21 protein-coding genes and 1 tRNA gene are annotated in these 23,112 nt (G+C 63.7%); 6 read left to right on the top strand and 16 right to left on the bottom strand.

The window, feature by feature from the left end:
- Positions 1-5: 5 nt before the first annotated feature.
- The 5 genes from exbD to AC0L3C_RS16190 form a co-directional block, all read right to left on the bottom strand.
- Entirely contained in the window at positions 6-461 is a 456-nt protein-coding gene (gene exbD / locus AC0L3C_RS16210; protein ID WP_007609020.1) for a TonB system transport protein ExbD, read from the bottom strand.
- Positions 462-464: 3 nt separating this feature from the next.
- The gene (exbB, locus tag AC0L3C_RS16205) at positions 465-1,385 is read right to left on the bottom strand and encodes a tonB-system energizer ExbB (RefSeq protein ID WP_473408454.1); all 921 of its coding nucleotides are present in this window, start codon (positions 1,383-1,385) and stop codon (positions 465-467) included.
- A complete protein-coding gene (locus AC0L3C_RS16200) occupies positions 1,382-2,071 on the bottom strand; it encodes a Fe2+-dependent dioxygenase (protein WP_473257524.1) in 690 nt (229 codons plus the stop codon). Before AC0L3C_RS16200 ends, exbB begins: the two co-directional genes overlap by 4 nt.
- 19 nt (positions 2,072-2,090) lie before the next feature.
- Positions 2,091-4,622, bottom strand: a complete 2,532-nt coding sequence (locus tag AC0L3C_RS16195) for a TonB-dependent receptor (protein WP_473408453.1) — start codon at positions 4,620-4,622, stop codon at positions 2,091-2,093.
- Between the two features lie 229 nt (positions 4,623-4,851).
- Positions 4,852-5,091: a hypothetical protein gene (locus AC0L3C_RS16190; RefSeq protein WP_473408452.1), complete on the bottom strand. Its 240-nt coding sequence runs from the start codon at positions 5,089-5,091 to the stop codon at positions 4,852-4,854.
- A 375-nt stretch (positions 5,092-5,466) separates the two neighbouring features.
- Here AC0L3C_RS16190 and AC0L3C_RS16185 point away from each other — a divergent pair, with 375 nt between their 5' ends.
- From AC0L3C_RS16185 to AC0L3C_RS16175, 3 genes are all read left to right on the top strand, one after another.
- Entirely contained in the window at positions 5,467-6,639 is a 1,173-nt protein-coding gene (locus AC0L3C_RS16185) for an efflux RND transporter periplasmic adaptor subunit (protein WP_473408451.1), read from the top strand.
- Complete coding sequence (locus AC0L3C_RS16180; protein WP_473257535.1) at positions 6,636-9,782, top strand: efflux RND transporter permease subunit; 3,147 nt, start codon at positions 6,636-6,638, stop codon at positions 9,780-9,782. The genes AC0L3C_RS16185 and AC0L3C_RS16180 overlap by 4 nt, the downstream gene beginning before the upstream one ends.
- Before the next feature lie 66 nt (positions 9,783-9,848).
- The gene (locus tag AC0L3C_RS16175; protein ID WP_473278347.1) at positions 9,849-10,421 is read left to right on the top strand and encodes an invasion associated locus B family protein; all 573 of its coding nucleotides are present in this window, start codon (positions 9,849-9,851) and stop codon (positions 10,419-10,421) included.
- Between the two features lie 11 nt (positions 10,422-10,432).
- Here AC0L3C_RS16175 and AC0L3C_RS16170 read toward each other — a convergent pair whose 3' ends face one another.
- Complete coding sequence (locus AC0L3C_RS16170) at positions 10,433-12,721, bottom strand: arylsulfatase (RefSeq protein ID WP_473408450.1); 2,289 nt, start codon at positions 12,719-12,721, stop codon at positions 10,433-10,435.
- 108 nt (positions 12,722-12,829) lie between these two features.
- On the opposite strand from AC0L3C_RS16170, the gene AC0L3C_RS16165 reads away from it, so the two are divergent.
- Positions 12,830-13,498 carry a TetR/AcrR family transcriptional regulator gene (locus AC0L3C_RS16165; protein WP_473278345.1) on the top strand — a complete coding sequence of 223 codons (669 nt, stop codon included), beginning with the start codon at positions 12,830-12,832 and terminating at the stop codon, positions 13,496-13,498.
- Here the strand turns inward: AC0L3C_RS16165 and AC0L3C_RS16160 are convergent.
- From AC0L3C_RS16160 to AC0L3C_RS16125, 8 genes are all read right to left on the bottom strand, one after another.
- A complete protein-coding gene (locus AC0L3C_RS16160; protein ID WP_473257545.1) occupies positions 13,493-13,621 on the bottom strand; it encodes an SEL1-like repeat protein in 129 nt (42 codons plus the stop codon). The two genes, AC0L3C_RS16165 and AC0L3C_RS16160, sit on opposite strands and share 6 nt — an antisense overlap.
- 123 nt (positions 13,622-13,744) lie before the next feature.
- Entirely contained in the window at positions 13,745-14,011 is a 267-nt protein-coding gene (locus tag AC0L3C_RS16155; RefSeq protein ID WP_473278343.1) for a hypothetical protein, read from the bottom strand.
- 49 nt (positions 14,012-14,060) lie between these two features.
- On the bottom strand, positions 14,061-14,780 hold the full coding sequence (locus tag AC0L3C_RS16150) for an ABC transporter ATP-binding protein (RefSeq protein WP_473257549.1): 720 nt from the start codon (positions 14,778-14,780) through the stop codon (positions 14,061-14,063).
- A complete protein-coding gene (locus AC0L3C_RS16145; protein WP_473257551.1) occupies positions 14,777-15,544 on the bottom strand; it encodes an ABC transporter ATP-binding protein in 768 nt (255 codons plus the stop codon). Before AC0L3C_RS16145 ends, AC0L3C_RS16150 begins: the two co-directional genes overlap by 4 nt.
- A complete protein-coding gene (locus tag AC0L3C_RS16140) occupies positions 15,534-16,505 on the bottom strand; it encodes a branched-chain amino acid ABC transporter permease (RefSeq protein WP_473257553.1) in 972 nt (323 codons plus the stop codon). Before AC0L3C_RS16140 ends, AC0L3C_RS16145 begins: the two co-directional genes overlap by 11 nt.
- 13 nt (positions 16,506-16,518) lie before the next feature.
- Positions 16,519-17,382 (bottom strand): branched-chain amino acid ABC transporter permease, encoded by an 864-nt coding sequence (locus tag AC0L3C_RS16135; protein WP_275167357.1) that lies wholly within the window; start codon positions 17,380-17,382, stop codon positions 16,519-16,521.
- 65 nt (positions 17,383-17,447) lie between these two features.
- Positions 17,448-18,701, bottom strand: a complete 1,254-nt coding sequence (locus AC0L3C_RS16130; RefSeq protein WP_473408449.1) for an ABC transporter substrate-binding protein — start codon at positions 18,699-18,701, stop codon at positions 17,448-17,450.
- Positions 18,702-18,881: 180 nt separating this feature from the next.
- Positions 18,882-19,244 (bottom strand): DUF1428 domain-containing protein, encoded by a 363-nt coding sequence (locus tag AC0L3C_RS16125; RefSeq protein ID WP_473408520.1) that lies wholly within the window; start codon positions 19,242-19,244, stop codon positions 18,882-18,884.
- A 295-nt stretch (positions 19,245-19,539) separates the two neighbouring features.
- Between AC0L3C_RS16125 and AC0L3C_RS16120 the strand changes: the two genes are divergently transcribed.
- A tRNA-Gln gene (locus AC0L3C_RS16120) sits at positions 19,540-19,613 on the top strand.
- Positions 19,614-19,674: 61 nt separating this feature from the next.
- Here AC0L3C_RS16120 and rnz read toward each other — a convergent pair.
- Positions 19,675-20,577, bottom strand: coding sequence for a ribonuclease Z (gene rnz / locus AC0L3C_RS16115; RefSeq protein WP_473408448.1), 903 nt, complete (start codon positions 20,575-20,577; stop codon positions 19,675-19,677).
- Positions 20,578-20,842: 265 nt separating this feature from the next.
- Between rnz and AC0L3C_RS16110 the strand changes: the two genes are divergently transcribed.
- Entirely contained in the window at positions 20,843-22,345 is a 1,503-nt protein-coding gene (locus tag AC0L3C_RS16110; RefSeq protein ID WP_473408447.1) for an amidase, read from the top strand.
- Positions 22,346-22,367: 22 nt separating this feature from the next.
- Here AC0L3C_RS16110 and AC0L3C_RS16105 read toward each other — a convergent pair whose 3' ends face one another.
- Positions 22,368-22,973: a TetR/AcrR family transcriptional regulator gene (locus AC0L3C_RS16105; RefSeq protein WP_473408519.1), complete on the bottom strand. Its 606-nt coding sequence runs from the start codon at positions 22,971-22,973 to the stop codon at positions 22,368-22,370.
- Between the last annotated feature and the right edge of the window lie 139 nt (positions 22,974-23,112).

The following is a 23,112-nucleotide window of genomic DNA, read 5'->3' as shown; positions in this document are numbered from 1 at the left end:
GGCCTCTAAGGCTGAGCGGCGCCTGCCGCAGGCGCCCCCGGAGCGCCTTCCAGCGCAACCAGCTTCACCCGCGAATAGCCGCCTGAGCGCAACAGCTCCATGACGCCCATCAACTCGCCATACGGCACCGAGCGATCGGCGCGCAGGAAGACATACTTGTCCTTGCTCATGTCGGATAGGCCGTCAAGGGTGCCGATCAACTCGGCGCGGTTGACCGGGTTCTCTCCGATGGCAAGCGTCAAATCGGGCTTGATGCTGAGATAGGTCGGCTTGTCCGGCTTCTTCTGCGGCGTCGCGCTCGACGTCGGCAGATCGATCGGCAGGTCGACGGTCGACAGCGGCGCTGCGACCATGAAGATGATCAGCAGCACCAGGATGACGTCGATGAACGGCGTGACGTTGATTTCATGCGTTTCGCCGAAATCGTCGTCGTCATCATTGTCTGCGAGCGAAACGCCCATGGTTCACTCCGCCGCGCGCGAATGCGCGCCGCCGTGGCTGCGGTCGAGATCGCGCGAGAGCAACCGCCCCGCCGCGCCCGAGGCACGGCTGACGAGTTCGAGGTAGCTCTTCGTCACGCGCGAGAAGTAGTTGTAGATGATGACGGCGGGAATGGCGGCGACCAAGCCGATCGCGGTGGCGAGCAGCGCCTCGGCGATACCGGGCGCGACGACGGCGAGATTCGTGGTCTGCGACTTCGAGATGCCGATGAAGCTGTTCATGATGCCCCACACCGTGCCGAACAGGCCAACGAAGGGCGAGGTCGAGCCGATGGTCGCGAGCACGCCCATGCCGACGCGGATGCGCCGCGCTTCCGCGCGTAGGATCTCGGAGAAGCTCGAAGCCGCCCGCTCCTTGATGCCGGTATCGCTGGACAGGCCGGCCGACATCCGCGCCTCGCGCAGCGCCGCCGCCAGGAAGGACGGCAGGATGCCCTCCTTGGCGCCGAGCGCCATCTGCGCTTCCGCGAGCGAGCGCGCCTCCGCGATCTTCTTCAGCGCCGAACGGAGCTTAGTCGCGGCAATCGACAATTCGATCGACTTGGCGATCAGTACCGTCCAGGTCATCAGCGATGCAAAGGCGAGCCCGATCATCACCGCCTTCACGATGATGTCCGCCGACATGAACATCACCCAGGGCGATAGTTCCTTCATGGCTGGCGCGATGCCGGCTGCCGTATCGGACTTTGCAGCCGCGGGCACGGCAGCTTGGGGCGCCGCAGGCGGAGCAACAACCGGGGCCGGGCTGACCGCGGACGGCTGAGCCGTCGACTGGACCGGTGCCGGGGGCGCGGCCTGTGTCTGGGCAGAAACAGGGGATGCAAGCCAGGCGGCCGCCAGCACCAGAGCTGCGGCGAGGCTTGCTTGGAAGGACATGATCTTCATACTTCGGCCCAGTAGCGAATGAGGTTGTGATAGATACCCGTCAATTTGACCGTTTCGGGATCGTCACGCCCGAGCCGTTCCACCAGCGCCTGTATCGCGGTGTCGAGATCAAAGATCATGCTCCGGGCTTGATCGTCCCGTATCATGCTCTGAAGCCAGAAGAAAGACGCAACCCGCGTTCCCCTCGTCACCGGGGTGACCAGATGGAGGCTGGTCGAGGGATAGAGCACGCAGTCCCCGGCTTGCAACTTGACTTCGTGCGAACCGTAGCTGTCCTCGATCACAAGTTCGCCACCGTCATACTCCTCCGGCTCGGCCAGGAACAGCGTCACCGAGACGTCTGTGCGGATGCGAAGGCCTGTCAGGCGGTCGCCGCGGATCGCATTGTCGACGTGCAGGCCGAAATGGTGGCCGCTGCTGGCCGCATAGCGGTTGAACAGCGGCGGGAAGATCTGGAGCGGGATCGCCGCCGCGATGAAGCGCGGGTTCGACGTCAGAGCCGAGATGATGCGGTTGCCGAGCTTGCGCGCAACCTCGCTGTCCGGCGGCAATTGCTCGTTGCGCTTGACCATCGCCGACTGCGAGCCGGCGGTGGAGCGCCCATCCTCCCATTCGCTGGCGTCCATGATGCGGCGGAAATCCGCCACATCATCTTTGCTCAGAACGTTTTCTATGCATGTCAGCATGAAACTGGCTGTCGCTCCATCAGTAGCGCGCCGAGAGCACCACATAGGCGGCACGGCCCGGTGCTTCCAGCACGAAGGGCGCAGCGCTCTGGTACAGCGCGTCGTAATAGCGTTTGTCGAAGATGTTGTTCACGAACAGCTTGACCTGCCAGTTCTTGTTGATCTTGGCCTCAGCAAACATGTCGAAACGCCAATAGCTCGGAAGCGACGTGCCCACGTTCGCCGCGAGCAAAGTGCCGCCGTAGATCTTCGAACGGTAGACCGCCTGTCCACCCAGTTCCCAGACGTCGGTGAGCTGGTACTTCGTGAGCAAGCTGAAGGACTCATGGGCGACGTTGGCGAGCGGACGCCCGACATTTGTCGGATACAGCGCCTTGTTCGCCGACGGCGCCAGCGACTGCGTCACCTCCGACTGCATCAGCACGAGACCGCCGAACACGCTCCACTTGTCGGTGATCTTGCCACCGATACCGAGATCGATGCCGCGGATGCGGTAGGCTGCACCGGCGGTAATGCAAGATATGTTGCCGGTCGTTCCGGTCGGATAGACGCATCCCAAGGGCGCAGCGGCGGCCGCACTACCGACGTTCTGCGACTCGCGCGCATTGTCCTTGGTGGTCTGGAACAGCGCCGCGGTAAGCAAAAGATGACGATCGAACAGCTCCCATTTGGTGCCGAGTTCGATCGCCTTGTTTTTCTCGGGCCCGAAGATCTGGGTGTTGCCGCCGGCGAGAGTCGGATTGAAGGCGCCATAGGGCGTGCTGGTGCCGTCGAACTCGGCACCGACGGGGTTCGCCGAAGTGGCATAGGCCACATAGACGCTGCCGTTCGGAGCAGGCTTGAGCGTCAGCCCGAGATTGAAGTTGGGGATCAGGAATTCCGCCGACTGCTGGCCGAGCGTGCCATTTGCCGCATAGCCGGATGAATTGATGCTGTAATTGTCGTAGCGAAAGCCGCCGTTGAGGATCAGCAGGTCGCGATAATTCGCGCTGTCCATGACGTAGCCGCTGACGGTGTCGATGCCGACGCTGATGGGCAGACCTGCCAGTGCGAGCGCTTTGCCTGGCAGATAAGTGTCCTGGGGAGAGAACACACTGACGCCCGTCGGCGAGCCACCTGGCGTTACGAGAACACCATTTCCCTCCGAGGTAAGCCCGAGGTACTTATCGATCGACGATCTCTCGCGATCGACTTCGATTCCTGCCAGCGCGGTATGCTTGAAGCCGGCCCCATCCTGGAATTTGTAGGTCGCCTCCGTCTGGTTGGCGAGCACGTCGGTGATCTGCAGGCGGCTCTGCGGATTCATCGTGAGCGTCGACGCCGAGAGCGGAGTGGCGATGACCGGGCTCTCCGGCAGCGTTCCGACATAATTCTGCGTCGAACGCGACGCGCGGAACTTGTTGCTGACGATCAGGTCCGGGGTGATCTGCACCTCGGCGTTGAGCGTGCCGATGTCCTGACCGGTCCGGAAGAAGTCCCGGTTGATCTGACCATACCAGTTGTTGCGGTTGGCGCCGAAGTCCGGGAATGGACCGCCCGCGGCCGAGGTCGTGCTCGGCCGATAATAGGGCACACCGAAGTCCGGAACTCCCGTCAATTCGGTATGGATGTAGCCAGCGGTGACCTTGACGGCGTCGACAGGCCTCCAGGTCGTCGCGACGAAGGCGCCGTTGCGGTCGTCCTTGACGTAGTCGCGACCGGCGACATTGGCGTCCTGAAACAGACCGCCGGCGCGAACGGCGAGCGTCCGATTGATCACCTGGTTGACGTCGAGCGTGACACGCTTGGTCTGGTCGGTGCCAAACGTCGTGTCCATGTTGTAGAAGCTCTTGTCCGAATTTGCCTGCTTGGTGACGATGTTGATCGCACCGCCAGCGACACCGCGGCCGGAAAAGGTCGAGCCGGGACCACGCAGGATCTCAACTTGCTCGGTGAAGAAGTTCTCACGAACGCTCACGCCGGAATCGCGAACGCCGTCGATGAAGATGTCGTTGCGAGCATCGAAGCCGCGAATGAAGAAACGGTCTCCGAACGCATTGCCGCCCTCGCCTGAACCGAGCGTCACGCCGGCCGTGCTCAGAATCGCCTGCTTCAGCGACGTGGCGTTCTTGTCCGCGAGCACTTCCTTGCTGAGAACCGTGATGGATTTCGGCGTATCCACCAGCTTCTCCGGGAATTTTCCGCCGGCCTGCACGTGATCGACCTTGTAGGGCGCGACCGGATCCGCATACGGATTGGCGTCGGCGGGGCCGGACGGCGTGGTGGGAGCGGTCTGCTGCGCCGCCTGCTGCCGCTGCGCGGCGCGGCGAAGCGCATTGCGCGCGCGGACCTGATCCGCCGTCGGCTTCGAAGCCACCGGGCGCGGACGCGCGACCGGCGCATCGACTGTTACCGGCGGCAGGTTCGACTGCTGCGCCTCCGCGCCGCCCGACACCGATGCTGCCGCGATCAGGCCCGCGACAGCCGAGACCTTCTTGCCGGAAACGCCCGTGAACTTTTCATCGAATGCTGCGACCGAACGCAACGACTTCGGTGCGACCACCTGCCCCATTACCAAACACGCCCCATATTCCTGTTCGCCCATTCACTTCGATGAGCGATTGGAGTGTTGGTATCGGCCGCAAAATAGCGGGTCAATGCGAGTAAGCCGCGAGAACCCTTGAATAAGTCCAGATCAAAGCGATTCTAAATTGCAGTTTGAAACCGTTCTAAATCGAGATTGGATTAGTTCTAAAGAGAGCGCGAAAATGCTGCGAAATCCGGCGGTCGCGCGCGCATCGTCAATCGCTGCTCGGCGGCTTCATCAGCGAGAACAATTCATCGACGGTCTTCTGCGCCACCGCGCGCACGCGATCGCTGTTGTCCATGCCGGCAATGTTGACGCCGCCGACGACGGCTCTGATCTCGTCGCGGAAGTCGGTGAGAAAGCGCAAGGGATCGCGCTGCTCGTTGGCGACGCGCGCGATCAGTCCCATGATCAGGATCTGACACGCGATCAGCTTGCCGTTCAGTTCGTCCATGCTGCGCTCCCGTTGTGGCGCGCCGATATGACCGATGCCGGTTTTCCTGACAACCGAAACGGCCGTCCCACGATTTAGAACCGTTCTTGCGGGCCATCGCCTTGCGGCCCATGCGCAGCGCCGCTCTGTCCAGAGCACACCGCTTTCGAGCATTGCACAGACTTTGCACGCTGATCGTTCCTGACAGGAAAATGCAGCACTGCACACCGTAGTGACACGGAGCTGCCTAAGCAGTGCAAAGCTTTCCAATTGTTTAGGATTCTCAACCGATAGTGCTGTTTACACTGGAACTTGGCGTGTATTATACAAGCGCCCTGGAACCCTATGATTGCCTCATAATTCGTACTTAAGGCACAAGAGCCGACACGAGACGATATGAACAAGTCCCGGCCGATCCTCTGGATTCTGATCATCGCGGCCGTGGCCTCCGCGGGTTACTATGGTTGGCAGAAATTCGGCTCGCCCGACGCCCGAAAAACCCAGGCCGCACAGAAGGGGCCGCAGCGCCCGCCCGCTGTCCCCGTGAGCGTTTCGCCGGTCCAGAAGGTGGACTTTCCGGTTTACCTGACCGGTCTCGGCACGGTTCAGGGCTTCAACACCGTCCAAGTCCGGACCAGGGTGGACGGCCAGATCGACAAGATCGCCTTCACCGAAGGTCAGATCGTCAAGGAGGGCGAGCTCCTCGCCTCGATCGATCCCCGCCCCTATCAGGCCACGCTCGACCAGGCCAAGGCCAAGAAGGCCCAGGACGAGGCAAATCTGGCCAATGCCAATCTCGAGCTCCAGCGCGCCATGAAGCTCGGCGAATTCGCCACCGCCCAGCGGGTCGATACCCAGCGCTCCACGGTCGCCCAGCTCAACGCCCAGATCGCCGCCGACGAAGCTTCGATCTCCAACGCGCAGACCCAGCTCGACTACACCCAGGTCAAGGCGCCGATCACCGGCGTCGCGGGCCTGCGCCAGGTCGACATCGGCAACATCGTCAATTCCTCGACGCAGACCGGCATCGTCACGATCTCGCAGGTCGAGCCGATCTCGGTGATCTTCACCGCGCCGGAGGATCAGCTGCCCTATATCAGCGAGGGCCAGAAGGCCGGCGCGCTCAGGGTGATCGCCTTCACCACCGACGGCAAGAAGACGTTGGCCGAGGGCAAGCTCGCGGTCATCAACAACCAGGTCGACACCAGCAGCGGCACGATCCGGCTCAAGGCGGTCTTCGAGAACAAGGACCACGCGCTGTGGCCCGGGCAGTCGGTGTCGACGCGCCTTCTGGTGCGTACTCTGAAAGATGCGACCGTTGTTCCGGATGACGCGGTCCAGCACTCCACCAATGGACTCTACGCTTATACCGTCAATCAGGACAACAAGGCCGAGGTGCACAAGATCAAGGTCAGCTACGCCATCGACGGACGTTCGGTCGTGGACGAAGGGCTCACGCCCGGGCAGCAGGTGATCACCGGCGGCCAATTCAAGGTCCAGCCCGGAAGCCTCGTCTCCACGGCCGTGGCGAGTACGGATCCGGCTCAGAACAAGGTTCGACAGGAATGAACGCGGGCGGGATTTCGGCACCTTTCATCCGTTATCCCATCGGCACCTCGCTGCTGATGGCCGGCATTCTCTTCGTCGGTCTCGTCGCCTATCCCCTGCTGCCCGTCGCGCCCCTGCCGCAGGTGGACTTCCCGACCATCCAGATCACCGCCAATCTGCCGGGCGGCAGCCCGGAGACCATGGCCTCGTCGGTGGCCCAGCCGCTCGAACGGCAATTCGCCCAGATCCCCGGCATCGCCCAGATGACCTCGACGAGTTATCTGGGCACCGCGTCGATCACCATCCAGTTCGACCTCAACCGCAGCATCGACGGCGCCGCCAACGACGTGCAGGGCGCCATCAACGCCGCGAGCGGTCAGCTACCGAAGAACCTGCCCTCGCCGCCGACCTATCGCAAGGTCAACCCGGCCGACGCCCCGATCCTGCTGCTGTCGGCGACCTCCGAGACATTGCCGCTGACCAGTGTCAGCGACGCGGTCGACGCCCAGCTCGCCCAGCAGATCAGCCAGCTCTCCGGCGTCGCGCAGGTCTTCATCGGCGGCCAGCAGAAACCGTCCATCCGCATCCAGATCGACCCGGCGAAACTCGTCGCCAAGGGCCTGTCGATGGAGGACGTGCGCAGCCAGATTGCGATCACCACGGTCGACAGCCCGAAGGGTAACATCGACGGTCCGAAGCGCGCCTACACGATCTACGCCAACGACCAGCTCACCCAGGCCAAGGACTGGAACGACGTCATCATCGCTTATCGCAATGGCGGTCCCTTGCGAATCCGCGATGTCGGCCAGGCGGTCAGCGGCGCCGAGGACGCCAAACAGGCGGCTTGGGCCAACGGCAAGCGCGGCGTGTTCCTGGTGATATTCAAGCAGCCAGGCGCCAACGTCATCGAGACCGTCGACCGGATCAAGGCCACTCTGCCTCGCCTCGTCGCCGCGATCCCGCCCGCGATCAAGATCGAGCTCATCAGCGACCGCACCACGACGATCCGCGCCGCGGTCGAGGACGTCCAGTTCACGCTGCTGCTGACCATTGCGCTGGTGGTCATGGTCATCTTCATTTTCCTGCGCAGTTTCTGGGCGACCGTCATTCCCACCATCACGGTGCCGCTGGCACTGCTGGGCGCGTGCGCCTTGATGTGGGTCGTCGGCTATTCGCTCGACAATCTGTCGCTGATGGCTCTCACCATCGCGGTCGGATTCGTCGTCGACGACGCCATCGTGATGCTCGAAAACATCACCCGCTATATAGAGGAAGGCGAATCGCCGATGGCGGCCGCCTTCAAGGGCTCCAAGGAAATCGGCTTCACCATCGTGTCGATCAGCATCTCGCTGGTCGCAGTGCTAATTCCGCTGCTGCTGATGGGCGGGATCATCGGGCGCCTGTTCCGCGAATTCGCCGTCGTGCTGGCGATGACGATCTTCGTCTCCATGTTCGTGTCGCTGACCCTGACGCCGATGATGGCCTCGCGCTTCCTGCGCGCCCATGGCGAGGTCACGCACGGCAAGTTCTACCAGTGGAGCGAGCGCGGCTTCGACCGGATGTTGCGCGGTTACGAATGGGTGCTCGACCATGCCCTGGCCTGGCGCCGCACGACGCTCACGATCTTCTTCGCGACCCTTGCCCTGTCGATCTATCTGTTCGTCCTGATCCCGAAAGGGTTCTTCCCGCAGCAGGACGTCGGCCTGATCACCGCGACCTCGGAAGCCTCCCAGGACATCTCGTTCGCGGAGATGCAGCGCCGCCAGGTCGAGCTCGGCAAGATCGTAATGGACGATCCCGACGTCGCAACGATCGCAATGAACATCGGCGGCAGCGGCCGCGCCGGCAACAACGGCAACATGTTCATCACGCTGAAGCCGCTCAGCGTCCGCAATGCCTCCGCGCAGCAGATCATCGCCCGGCTGCGTCCCAAGCTCGAAAAGGTGTCCGGCGCCCGCCTCTACATGCAGGCGGCCCAGGACGTCCGGCTCGGCGGCCGGCCGACCCGTACGCAGTTCGAGTTCACCCTGCAGGACGCCGATCTCGCCGAGCTCAACGACTGGGCGCCCAAGATCCTCGCCAAGATGCAGACCTTGCCGCAACTGCGCGACGTCGCGACCGACCAGCAGACCCAGGGCACCACGGTCCAGCTCAAGATCAACCGCGATACGGCAGCGCGTTACGGAATCCAGCCGCAGCTGATCGACGATACGTTGTACGACGCGTTCGGACAGCGTCAGGTCACGCAGTATTTCACCCAGCTCAACACCTACAAGGTGATCCTTGAGATCCTGCCGGAGATGCAGGGCAGCCTCGAGAGCCTGAACAAGCTCTACCTGAAATCTCCGCTGACCGGCGACCAGGTGCCACTGTCGACGTTTGCGACCTGGAGCACCGACCCGGTTCGGCCGCTCTCAATCAGCCACCAGGGCCAGTTCCCGGCGATCACGATCAGCTTCAACCTCGCCCAGGGCGTCGCGCTCGGCCAGGCCACGGAGGCCGTGCAGAAGGCGATGGCCGATCTCGGCGCGCCGCCGACGCTCAATTCGAGCTTCCAGGGCACGGCACAGGCGTTCCAGCAGTCGCTCGGCACTGTGCCGCTCCTCATCCTCGCCGCGCTGGTGGTGGTCTATCTGATCCTCGGCATCCTCTACGAGAGCTACATCCACCCGATCACGATTCTGTCGACCCTGCCCTCGGCCGGCGTCGGCGCGCTCGCGATCCTGATGGCAGCCGGCTTCGAGTTCAGCCTCATTGCTTTGATCGGAGTCATTCTGCTGATCGGCATCGTGAAGAAGAACGGCATCATGATGGTGGACTTCGCCATCGCCGCGGAGCGCGACGAGCACAAGACGCCGGCGGAATCGATCCGGCAGGCGGCGCTGTTGCGCTTCCGTCCGATCATGATGACGACGATGGCTGCCCTGCTCGGCGGCGTGCCGCTGATGCTCGGCCACGGCACCGGCGCCGAGATTCGCCAGCCGCTCGGCTACGCCATGGTCGGCGGTCTAATCGTCAGCCAGGCGCTGACGCTGTTCACCACGCCGGTCGTCTATCTCTATCTCGACGAGCTCAACAACTGGTTCTCCGGCTGGGGCCGTAAGGGTGACGGCGAAGGCGACGAGAGGGTCGAGCACGGCACCGTAAAGGAAGCTGCCGAGTAGCAGCTTGCACCGCGCGTCTCACGACGTTACAGCGAGGCCCTCGGTTCACGTCAATGCGGTCTTGCCATGCCCATGCAATCCAGATTTGTCGCCCTTGCCACCGCTGTCCTGTTGTCGGCGGGCACCGCGCATGCCCAGCAAGGCGCCAAGAAGAACGCGGCTCCCTCTGCCCCGGTGGCACAGCCCGCACCGGCTCCGACGCAACCGCAGGCTGACGGCGCTCCGGCGCAGCAGCCCGGCTGGGTCGTGCGCTGCACCAGCGTCAGCCGCGACGCACCGCTCGAATGCGCGATGGAGCAAAACGCAGTGCTGACCAAGACTGGCCAGACCATCGTCCTGATCAACATCCGCATCGCGTCCGACACCCGCACGCCGGTGGCGCTGCTGCAATTGCCGCTCGGCCTCAACCTTCCCATCGGCGCCAAGCTCCAGGTCGACGAAGGCAAGACGGTCGATCTCCCAATCCAGACCTGCGAGAATCGCGGCTGCTACGCCTCGACGCCGATTGCGCCGGACCTGCTCGCGGCCCTGCGCTCGGGCAAGCAGTTGAAGGTCTCCTTCCAGAACATGGCCAAGGAAACGATCGCGATCCCGATGCCGTTGGGCGATTTCGCGGCCGCCTACGACAAGATCAAGTAGCCGTATCGTCGTCACTGCCGCGCCATCTGCGCATTGCCGACGGCGTCGCCGTCGAGCTTCTGGTCGTCGTGCATGGTCACGCTGACGTGCGAGAGCCGTCCGGTGAATTCGAACGGCGCCTCGTAATGCGACACCGGGCTGCCGCGGTCGCGGCCGATGTCGAGGCCCGACCACGAGATCAGCGTGTGGAATCCCAGCTGGGTCTGCAGCGATCCCGCCTTCTCGCCATCGATCAGAAGCGTGTAGTCGGTGATACCGGTGCGCGAGCCCTTCGCCGGCGGCTCTTGGCGCACGAGACGCTTCACGTGAACGCCGAGCCGCCGCGCGCCCGACGGCACCTTGCGGTCCGAGCGGATGATCTGGTGACTGCCGCCGATGTTGAGGTCGTGCACGAGGTGCCCCCCTTTGACGTAGAGGCTATAGCCTGACGTCGCATCACCATGCGAGATCAGCACGCCGTCGGCACCCGCCTCGTCGAGCTCGACATGCGCCTCGATCGTATAGCTACGGCTGCGTACGTCCGGTGCAACATCGGTCGGCACATGGCCCATGCCAGCATGGAAGACGAAACGATGGCGGGCACCGTGAAAGCGCGCAGCATTCTCCGCAAAGCGCGGCCCGAACCGGTCGTCGAGCGGTAACACGTTGTGCTTCTCTGCCTCCGCCCACCATGCTGCGATCATCGTTGCCAGCCGCTCCGGCTCTTTCGCCGCGAGATCATCGGTCTCGGAGAAATCCTCATCGAGATGGAACAACTCCCATTTGTCGCTCTCGAACGGCGTGCCCGATGGATGGAAGGCGACCGCCTTCCAGCCGCCCTTCCAGAGGCCGCGATGGCCGAACATCTCGAAATATTGCGGCGAGCTCTTTGAAGGAGCAGACGCGTCCATGATCGAGCGCGCGAAGCTATCGCCTTCCAGCGGCATCTGCCGGCAGCCAGCGATCGTCGTGGGCGCCTCGATGCCGATCAGCTCCAGCAGCGTCGGCGTGAGGTCGCAGGCGTGCACGAACTGGTGCCGCAGCTCGCCCGTGCCCGCGATCTTCTTCGGCCAGTTGATGACGAAGGGATCGCGGATGCCGCCGCCATGGGTGTTCTGCTTGTAGCGGCGCAGCGGCGTGTTCGAGGCCATCGCCCAGCCATGCGGAAAATTACTGTGGGTGTCCGGCCCGCCGATGTCGTCGATGCGGCTCAGCTTCTCCGCGATCGGCTCCGGCTTGAAGTTGAACGGGCCCATCGCGTTGACGAAACCGAGCGGCCCGCCCTCCTGGCTCGCGCCATTGTCGGACATCACGATGATCATGGTGTTGTCGCGAATGTCGGCCTTCTCCAGAAATGAGACGAGGCGTGCAAGATGACGATCGGAATGGTCGAGCATTCCGGCAAAGGCCGCCTGCAGGCGCGTGAAGACGCGACGCTCGTCGGCCGAATGATCTTCCCAGGCTTTCACGCCGTCATTGCGCGCCGGCATCCGCGTTCCCTCCGGCACCAGTCCCAACGCCTTCTGACGCGAGAGCCGCTGCTCGCGTTCGACGTCCCAGCCGTGCGCAAACGAGGCGTCGTAGCTCCTGATGATATCCATCGGAGCCTGGTGCGGCGCGTGGCAGGCCCCCAGCGCGACCCAGGTCAGCCACGGGATATCCGGTCGATCGGCGACGTGATCTCCGATGAAGCGGATCGACTGGTCGATCAGGTCCTCGGTCAGATGGTAGCCGTCGGCATAGGTGCCCGGGGGATCGACATGCGTGTTATCGGAGACGAGCTCCGGCGCGTACTGGTCGGTCTCGGCGTCGAGGAAGCCGTAGAAGCGATCGAAGCCGCGGCCAAGCGGCCAACCGTCGAACGGGCCGGTGGCGCCGCTCTCGGTCAGAGGCGTCACATGCCATTTGCCGACCATGTAGTTGCGATAACCGTGGGTGCGGAGCATCTCGGCGAGTGTCCCCGCCTCGCGCGCGATCTTGCCGCGGTAGCCAGGATACCCGGAATCGAAATTGGCAAGACACCCGACGCCGACCGAGTGATGGTTGCGCCCCGTCAGCAGCGCAGCCCGCGTCGTCGAGCACATCGCTGTGGTATGGAAGCCGGAATAGCGCAAGCCTTCGGCGGCGAGCCGGTCGATGGTCGGCGTCCGGATCGCCGAGCCGTAGCAGCCGAAATCGGAGAAGCCGACGTCGTCGAATAGCACCACCAGGATGTTCGGCGCGCCCTCGGGCGGCCTTGGCGAATCCGGCCACCAGGGTTTTGAGTCCGCAACCGTCCTGCCGACGGTGCCGCGAAACCGCGTATCGCTGCCTGCACTCATCTGATCCTCCCTGTTCGGCCGGCCTGGGTGGCCGCGGACGGCCACGGTTGACCCGCAGCTCGTCCCCACCTAAATTATAATAAGAATTATGATTATCATTTAGCCGCGATGCAAGCACGGAAGCAGCCACGTTCCGAAGACCCCGGGGTTCGCGATTTCGACCTGCCCGGCGTCGCCCCGTCGCGCCAGAAGCGCAGCAGAGAGACGACGCTGGCGCTGCTGCGCGCCGGCGCCGAGATGCTGCGGACGCGCAGCCTCGCCGAGCTCTCGATCGAAGCACTCTGCACCGAGGTCGGCGCCACCGTTGGCGCCTTCTACAGCCGCTTCGAGAGCAAGGAGGCCTATTTCAACGCGTTGATGGCGCTGGCCGCGCGCGACGGCGAGCACCGACTGGGCGAGATCAGGCAGCCGTCGCCCGAGACAGGCCTTGGCGAGCTCTGCCAAATCGTTGTCAAAGGCATCATCGCCTGGATGCGCAACCACGAGGGCGTGCTGCGCGCCGCGCTCCAGCATGACGACAACCGCCCGGACAAATGGTCGGCGTTCAAGGCGCTGGCGAAAGCCACCACGATGGGCGCCACCCCTCTCCTGCTGTCGGCCATGGGCAAGCGACGCAAGGTTGCCAAGACCCGCACCATCGCCTTCGGCTTCCAAATCGTCCTCGGTACGCTGGTGAACGCCATCCTCAACGATCCCGGCCCGCTGTCGCTTTCGTCGAAAGAGATGGAGACGCGGCTGGCCGGCTGCCTGTTGCTGCTGCTTCAGGCGGAGCTATGACAGTCCTTCCTCGCGAAGGATCTGCTTCGCCTCCTCGTCCCCGAGCTCCGCGGCTTTGCTGAGCCAATACACGGCACGCTCATTATCTTTCGGCGTGCCGTTGAGGCCGTCAAAACAATTCACGATCATCTCTCGGATCGTCGCCAAATGACCTGACTCGGCCACCCGCTCCTTCAGATCGAAGGCCCTGAAGTAGCGCTCCCTGGGGGTTCCGGCCCCGAGCCCTCTTCGCAAGGCTCCGGCGAGCTAGAGCCATGACTCGCAATCGTCGGCAGCGATCGATGCCCCGGCTCGCGCCATCAGCGCCAGACTGGCTGGCTGATCGCCCTTGTCATGCAGATATTCAGCCATCTCGATCATGGCCATGACAGAGCCTTTCGCGATGAACGCCTCCAGATAGGCGACGCCTTCGCCGTCCCCGACTTCCTTCAAAAGTTGTCGGGCGACCCCAACATCGAATCCGAGCCCGTCTGAGAACACGATCCAATCTCCCGGCAGGCTCGCAAACTGCAAGCATAACATCATTCGCTGACATCCCGCGGTTGCTGCGAACGGACGCCGATCAGTCCACCCCGAGATAAGCCTTCTGCACCTGCGGATCCTCCGCGAGCGCGGCCGCCGTGCCTGACAGCACGCTCTTGCCGACCTGGAGCACCGTGGCGAAATCCGAGACCTCCAGTGCGAGCTCGATCGACTGCTCGGCGAGCAGAATGGTCAGGCCCTCGCGATGCAGGCGGCCGAAGGTCTCGTACATGGACTCGACCACCGCCGGCGCGAGACCGAGCGACGGTTCATCCAGCATCAACAGCTTCGGGTCGCTCATCAGCGCGCGCCCGACCGCGAGCATCTGCCGCTCGCCGCCGGACATGGTGCCGGCGCGCTGATTGCGGCGTTCCTTCAGGCGCGGAAAGATCTCGTAGACGCGTTCGAGCAGCGTGGCCCGACGCGACTTGTCGCGCAGCGGCGTTGCTCCGAGCAGAAGATTGTTCTCGACGCTCTGCTGCACGAACAGCCGCCAACCTTCCGGCGACAGCGCCAGCCCCTTGCGCACGATCGCAAACGCCTTCTCGCCCGCGATGTCCTCGCCGCGAAAGCGAATCGATCCGGAATGCACGGGAATGAGGCCGGCGATCGCGTTCAGCGTCGTGGTCTTGCCGCCGCCATTGGAGCCGAGCAGCGCGACCACGCTGCCTTCGGGAACCTCCAGCGAGACGTCGGACACGCCGATGAGATCGCCGTAGCGCACCTCGAGGTGCTCGATCCGCAGCAACGGCTCGCTCATAGGTCCGGCCCGCCCATCAGCTCGACTGGCGTGTGGCCGGCGGCTGCCTTCGCTGCACGCTTGCCGAGATAGGCCTCGATCACCGCCGGGTTGGAGGTGACCTCGCGCGGCGAGCCGCGGGCGATCTCCTTGCCCTGGTGGAACACCATCACGCGGCTGGCGAGCGACATAATAACTTCCATGATGTGCTCGACGATCACGAGGGTGATGCCGGAACGGTGAATGTCGCGCACCAGATCGATGGCGAGCCTCACCTCATGGGCGTTGAGGCCGGCCATGGCTTCGTCGAGCAGAAGCACCTTCGGCTCGGTCGCGAGCGCCCGTGCGATCTCCAGCCGCTTGCGGCCGGGCGTGCCGAGCGAGCGTGCCGGCGCATCCGCAAGCCTGATCATGCCAACGCGCTCAAGCACCGCGCGCGCTTTGGTCTCGGCGTCCTTGCGATGCGAGGTGCGCAGAAAGGCGCCGATCATGACGTTTTCCAGCACCGTCATGCCCTCAAAGGTCTGCGGCACCTGGAAGGTACGGGCGAGCCCAAGTCCGGCGCGCAGCTCCGGCGTGAAGTCGGTGATGTCGCGGCCCTCGAACAGGACGCGGCCCGAGGTGGTCTTGAGATCGCCAGTCAGGCAATTGAAGAAGGTGGACTTGCCCGCGCCGTTCGGGCCGATCAAGCCGAGGATGTCGCCTTGCTCCAAGGTCACGGAGGCGTCGTCCACCGCCTTGAAGCTGCCGAACGCCTTAGTGATTGCGCGTGCCTCAAGGAGCATGGCCAGCTCCCGTGTCCTTGGTCGGTTTGCTGCGCCGCGTGAGCAGGCTGAGCAAGCCACCCGGCTGGAAACGCGCGATCACGACGATGATCGCGCCATAGAGCACGAAGGTGAGCCCGGCGCCCTTGCCGCCGAGCCAGCTGTTGGAGATCTCCTCCAGCGGCACCAGGATCGCGGCACCGACCAAAGGTCCGAACAATAGCCCTGCCCCGCCGAGCGCCGCCATGATCAGAATTTTCACCGAAATCAGGATGCCGAATCCCGACTCGGGATCGACGAAGCCGAACATCATGGCATAGAGCGCGCCGGCAACGCTCGTCAGCGCCGCACTCAGCATGTAGGCGTAGAGCTTGGTGCGGCTGGCGGGTGCGCCGAGCGAGCGCGCCGCGCGCTCGGAATCCTTGATCGCGCGCAAGTAAAATCCCATGCGGCTGTTGGTCATCCACCAGGTGATCAACAGAGTGATCGCGAGGATTGCGAGGAAGAGATAGTAGTACGGCAGCGACGACAGGAACGAGAGATCGAAGATGTTGCGCGGCACCGTCGGCCCGGAGAGCCCGACCGCCGCACCGAGCCAGTCGGTGTTGGTTACGATCAGCCGCATCGTCTCGGCGACCGCGATTGTCGCCATGCTGAAATAATGGCCCGACAGGCGCAGCGTCGGCACGCCGATGATCGCGGCCAGCGCCACGGCGAGCACGATCCCGCCGGGAATGCCGAACAGGGGCGACAGGCCGAACTTTGCGTAAGATCCCATCGCGGCATAAGCACCGCAGCCGAAGAACACGACGTGGCCGACCGAAACCTGGCCGGCATAGCCGCCGACGATATTCCATGCGGATGCCGCAATCGCATAAAGCAGCACCAGCGCGCCCACGCGCTGCTGGAACGGCGAGGACAGCAGCAGCGGATAGGCGATCGCAATCGCCGCGACAACTGAGAGCCAGATCAAGCGCCGCATCACAGCTTGCTCATCACATCTTCCCCATCAGGCCCTGTGGCCGGAACCAGAGGAAGAGCAGGAACAGGACATAGACGACGATGTCCTTGTAGATCGCGCCGATCAGATAGCCCGACAGCGACTCGATCACGCCGATCAGCAGGCCTGCAACGAGGGCGCCCGGCACACTCCCAAAGCCGCCGAGCGACACCGTGACGAAGGCGACGATGCCGAGCGTCTCGCCGACGGTCGGCACGATGTAGAAGAAGTTCGCAATCAGCGCGCCGGCAAGCCCTGTGGCGCCCGCCGCAATCGCCCAGGCAATTGCCTGCATGGTGTCGGGACGGATGCCCATCAGCTGGGCTGCGGTTTGATCCTCCGCCACCGCCAGCATCTTCGAACCGAGCGACGTCCGCGTCAGCAGCAGATGCAGCCCGAGCGTGACGAGCAGCGCGACTACGCCGGCAAGCAGCCGCGAGGCCTCGATGCGCAGGCCCGCGAACGCATAAGTGCCCCCCACGATGTTCGGAGGCATCGACAGGAAGTTGGCCCCGAACCACCAGAACACGGAATAGCGCAGCAATAGCGCAAGCCCGAAAGTGCCGAGAATCTGCGCCAGCATCGGCCCTTTCATGATATCGCGGATCAGGGCGAAATAGACCACGACGCCGACGGTCGCGAGCACCAGCGTCGCCAGCGGCGCGCCGAGGATCGGCCCTCCCCCCATCAGGGTGTAGACGACATAGGCGACATACATGCCGAGCATGACGAAATCGCCATGCGCGAAATTGACGATGTTCATCATGCCCCAGACCAGTGTGAGGCCTGAGGAAAACAGGGCGTAGACGGCGCCAAGCAGAAGCCCGCCGACGATCACCTGTACGAGGACAAAGGACATGAGCCAGTGTTGCTCTGATCAAATCATTTCGGGAGTGGCGGGGCGCGCAGCCCCGCCTTCAAATCTCACCAGCCCTTGTAGGGCAGCACCGGCGCCTTCGCGGCGTTGGCCTTCGGCCACACCGCGGTGTAGTTCTCGCCGTCCTGGAGCTGGATGATGAGCCCGGACGCGAGAATATTCTGGCCCTTGTCGTCGAACTTCACGCCCTTGTAGCCCATCATCAATTGCTCGGGCTTCAGATCCGTCGCCTTCAGCGCGGCCTGGATTTTTGCAGGCTCAGTCGAGCCGGCGCGGTCGATCGCGTCGGCCAGCACGAAGAAGCCCTGCATCTGACGGCCGACGGTGTCGTCCATCTCCTCGCCGCTCTTCTTCTTGTACATGTCGGCGATGATGGCCGACGGTGAGCCGGCCGGCCCCACCGACCATGACGAACGGTTGAAGACGCCTTGCGATATCTTGCCGACCGCCTTGATAAAGGAGGGATCGGAATAGCCGGCGTCATCGGCCAAAAGCACCGCCGGCTTGTAGTCGAGCGACTGCATGGTCTTGGCGAACAGGATCGCATCCGACGTGTAGCTGATCATGATGATCACGTCGGGCTTCTTGTCCTTGAGCTGGAGCACCTGGCCCTGAACATCGGTCGCGTTGACGGGATAGGCGACGTCAATTGCGATGGCCTGGCCCTTCTCCTTGAAGGCGGCGCTGATCGTGTTGGCGACCGAGGTGCCGTATTCGGTGTTGTCGTGAACCAGCGCGATTGCATCGGTCTTGGCGCCCTGCGCCTTGATGTCGGCGAGGAAATCGACATAGGCCTTGGCGAAGTCGGTGGCGATCGGCGTGGTGCGGAAGAACCATTTGAAGCCGCGCTCGGTGAGATTGGCGGCGACCGACTCGGAGTTCAGGAAGGGAATGCCGTATTTCTCAGCGATCGCGCTCGACGTCAGCGTGACGCCGGACTGATAGGAGCCGAACACGGCGGCCACCTTGTCTTCCGTAATCAGGCGCAGCGCCTGGTTCTGGCCTGTTGCCGGGTTGCCCTGGTTGTCGGCGAACACGATCTCGATCTTGGCGCCGCCGAGGCCCGCAAGGCCTGCGTTCTTGGCCAGCGGCAGAGTCTCGAGTTCGGGATGAGCGTTGTTGATGATATCCATGGCGACCTCGAGCGCCGCCTTGGCGTGCGCCCCGATCGAGGCGGTGCCGCCGGACATCGGCAGGATCGCGCCGATCTTGACAATTTTGTCCTGGGCCTGCGTGCCAGAAGCGAACGCAACGGATATCGCGGCCGCGCAAAGCAGCCCGGTGACGTGCTTCAATCTCATGAAATCAGACCTCCCAAAGGGTTTCCCCAACCAGATTTTTTGGAAGCTCGGCTAAGCGCCCGCTTCCGTTTGTTTATGCCTGGCGATGAGAGGATGGCATGCTGGCCCGGTACCGGCAAGCAAAACGGCTTGCCACGATGCTGCATAGACAAGCACCGACGTGTGGGCTGGGTCAGCGCCTCACCCCACGGGGTCGCTCGCCCTCAGCAGCGTCGTGAAGCCGCCATAGATCATGCGCTTGCTGTCGAACGGCATGCTGTCCAACTTCAGGCGAGGGTCCGCCATCACCTTCTGGTTGACGGCGTCGCGAGTCTCCCGGTCGCGATAGACGATCCAGGAAAACACCACGATCTCGTCCTCCTTCGCCATCACCGCACGCGGAAACGAGGTGAGCTCGCCATAGGGCACGTCGTCGCCGATGCTTTCGACATAATCGAGCGCACCGTGCTCCATCCAGATCGCGCAGGCCGTTGTCGCCAGCGCCTTGTAGGCCTGGATCTTGTCCTTCGGCACGGCCAGCACGAAACCATCGACATAGGGCATCATGGATCTCCTTGTTGTGTGTCCGAAGGACGATGGGGCGCGTAACGATCCGACCGGGAAGCGTGATTTCGGATGAGGCAAACGGTCGCGCGCCGCCGCGGCGCTCCGCCGGAGCCTCCACCCCACGGCCCGCAGGCCGCAGGTGAACCGCAAAACAGCCCTGCGTCGCAGCGCTTGCCAGCCCACAGCCGAGCGGGTAGAAACCCTCCACGCCTGAGCCGTGATTTGCGCGATAAGCGCCATCGGCCGCAGCCAGACAAATCAACAAGTCATTGAATTTGTTCGGCTATTCCGTTGGGGAATGGTGTAACGGTAGCACAACAGACTCTGACTCTGTTTGTCTAGGTTCGAATCCTAGTTCCCCAGCCACCGCAGGTTAAGCGGCTCACAATCAGACCGTCAGAGGTTGCGCTCTCTTTGAGCGCTGCCGCTAAATCACGATGCGATCGAAGTCGGCGGCGATCCGCGTGCTTGGAAAAATCGTCCTCGCTTCGGCCAAAATCTCTTCGTCCCGATAACGCCCCGACATGTGATTCAGCACGAGTTGCCCGACGTTGTTCGCGGCGGCCAATGAAGCCGCTTCGCGTGCGGTGAGATGGCCATAGTTCCGTGCGGTCGCGGCGTCGCGATCGAGGAAGGTCGCCTCGATCACCAGCAGGTCGGCGTCGGCCACATGTTTGGACAGCCCCTCGGTTGTTTCGGTGTCGCCGATCACCACGAGCTTCCTGCCGCCGCTCGGCGGCCCCAGAACGTCTTCCGCATCGATCGTGCGGCCGGCGATCACGACTGGTCGTCCCGCGGCCAGTTCTCCGCGCAGCGGCCCATCGGGAACGCCGAACTCGGCGAGGCGCGCCCGCTCAAGATGGCGACGTGAGGGACTCTGGAAAGAAAATCCAAAGCTGTCGGTGTCGCGGTGGCGGACCGGAAAGCAATCGATGGTGAAGTCGCCGACGTCGATAACCAGTCCTTCGATCAGCGGCGCGAACTCAACAGGGATCGGCGCCCTGCCCGCGCCCCACAGACCGGCAAGCATGCGGATGACGATGTCGAGCGTGCCCTGCCCTCCGTGAACGGTCGTTGCGTCCGATTGCTGGCGCAACCCCAGCGTCGAGAAGAGACCGGGGACGCCGAGCACGTGATCGAGATGGGCATGCGTCAGCAGGATGCGGTCAAGCCGTCGAAAGCCCGCGCCGCTGCGCAGCAACTGGCGCTGCGTGCCCTCGCCGCAATCGATGAGAACGCGCTTGCCCGCTGCCTCCACCAGGAGAGCGGGATGGTTGCGCTCCGCGGACGGAACGCTCGCCGAAGTGCCAAGGAATGTCAGGGCGAACATGCTCGTCAGTATCCAGGCTTCACCGCCCCCAATGCCACGTGAGCAGCAGCGCGTACAGAGCCCATCGATCGCGCATAGATCGCGGCAAGAGGTGCGTATCCCGCGATCTGATTGCCTGGCGCCGCCTTCGGACCCCGACCGGCGGACAGATCTGGTTCCCGTTGCGCGGCCTCCTCATCCCATCTGCCAAACTGCATGCTCAATCCTCGGATTGATTTGCAGCCGAACGACATCAGCGCGGCGATGCAAGGCAATGGAGATCGTGATGCCGCCCGGATTGACCGCCACTGACTGGGACTATGGTTCGATCAGCACACTGCTGAGCGCCCGGCACGCACGCAAACTTTCTGCGTCGGAGTTGATCGAGCATACGATCGCGCGCATCGAGGCGCTGGACGGGCGGATCAATGCCGTCATCGTTCGCGATTTCGATCGCGCAAGAGACGCCGCACGCGCCGCTGATGCCGCGCTTGGCCGCGGCGAGCGCCTGCCATTGCTCGGCATCCCCGTGACGTTGAAAGAACCGTTCAACGTCGCCGGCCTGCCGACGACATGGGGCTTTCCGCATTTCAAAGATTTCCAACCGGCGGAGGACGCCCTTGTCGTCTCGCGGCTGAAGGCGGCGGGCGCCATCATCATCGGCAAGACCAACATCCCGATCGGTCTGCGGGATTTTCAGAGCTACAATGATATCTACGGGACGACGAACAATCCGTGGGACCTCGGCCGATCGCCCGGCGGCTCTTCAGGCGGATCGGGCGCGGCGCTGGCCGCGGGATTCGGTCCGCTCTCGATGGGCTCGGATATCGGCGGCTCGATCCGGGTCCCGGCGCATTTCTGCGGTGTGTTCGGACACAAGCCGAGCCTCGGCCTGGTCCCGCTGCGCGGATACAGCCTTCCGCCGGCACCGCCCGCGCCTGGCCAGGGCGATCTGGCCGTCGTCGGGCCGATGACGCGCACCGCCTCGGACCTTGCGCTCGCCCTCGACGTGATCGCGGGGCCGGATGAGACGCGCGACGGGATCGGCTATCGTCTTGCGCTGCCGGCCCCGCGCCACGACCAGCTCAGGGATTTCAGGATCCTCGTGATCGATACGCATCCGTTGATGCCGACGGGCGATGCCGTGCGTTCCGCCATCGGGCGGCTGTCGGAACGGCTCGAACGATCAGGCGCGCGGGTTTCGCGCTCGAGCGCGTCGCTGCCCGACCTCGCCGAATCCGCGCGGCTCTACATGAAGCTGTTGAACGCGGCGCGAAGTCCACGCCTGACACCGGCCGCCCTCGCAGAGGCGGAAGGCGTTGCCGCGGCACTCTCGCCCGACGACCGCAGCCTGCAGGCAGAGCGCGCGCGCGGCTGGGCGATGATCCATCGTGAATGGCTGGCGGCCGATGCGGCGCGCCTGCAGCTGCAACAACGATGGCAGGAGCTGTTCCGCGATTTCGACGCAGTGATCTACCCGGCCGCCGCCGTGCCGGCCTTTCCACAGGACCAGTCCGAGCCGTTCGACGCGCGGCAACTCGATATCGACGGACAGCTCTACAACTATGCCGATGCGGGCTTCATCTGGGGAGACCCCGCTTCGACCTGCGGACTGCCTGCAACGGCCGTTCCGATCGAGCGCACGCCATCGGGCCTGCCGATCGGCGTCCAGATCATCGGAGCTTATCTCGAGGACCGCACCACGATTGCGCTCGCCGGATTGATCGAATGCGCGTTCGGCGGCTTCGTCCCGCCGCCGTCGTTGGCTGCCACGCAATCGGTGAGATGAGAGGCGAAGACGCCAACGGTCGTCAGGTTCTTTCAGTCGATTGCGCCTCGACCGCCTGTACGGCGACACTCGCGACCTGCTGCAACGCTTCGCGGTCCGAGCCCGAAGACGCCATCACGCCCATACCGACGGATACCGCTGAGACATAGCGTGCGAGTGCCGCGGGGTCGGCGCTCTCCTTGAGATCGCCTTCGGCCTTTGCGCGAATGAAGCGATCGCGGAGCTGATCTTCGTTCTCGGCGCGGCGGGCGGCGAGTTCAAAAGGGACGCTCTCTGATCCGGTGCCGCACGCAATGCCGCCCTGCACAAGCAGGCAGCCCGGCGGGTTGGCCGGATCAGTTTGCTTGTCGGCGATGCCCATCAGCATCCGCTCCGCGACGTCGCGGGCGGTGGGTGCCGCCACCACCTCATCCATCCAGACGTTGCGCAATTTGGTGTAGCGGTCGAGTGCGGCCTTCAGCAGCCCTTCCTTGTTGCCGAAACAGGCATAGAGGCTGGGCGGATTGATCCCCATGGCCTCGGTCAACTGAGCGATCGTGGCACCCTCGTAGCCATGGCGCCAAAACACTTCCATCGCCTGGTCCAACGCCGTTTCGGCGTCGAATTCGCGGGGGCGTCCTATGCCCATGTGCCTGTTCTCCTCAAAATCGGCGTCGTCTCTCAACCTAACGCCAGATCCTATCTCTTTGTTCTCGCTTTATTTTCTCTTCCACTTGCCAACTCTTGCGGTAAGCGGCTACAATTTTCTTAGCGGACGGTACATAAGT

The sequence above is a fragment of the Bradyrhizobium sp. WSM4872 genome (genome assembly GCF_055811715.1).
The sequence above is the reverse complement of the archived record's forward strand: the minus strand, read 5'-3'. Positions and strand labels throughout refer to the sequence as shown.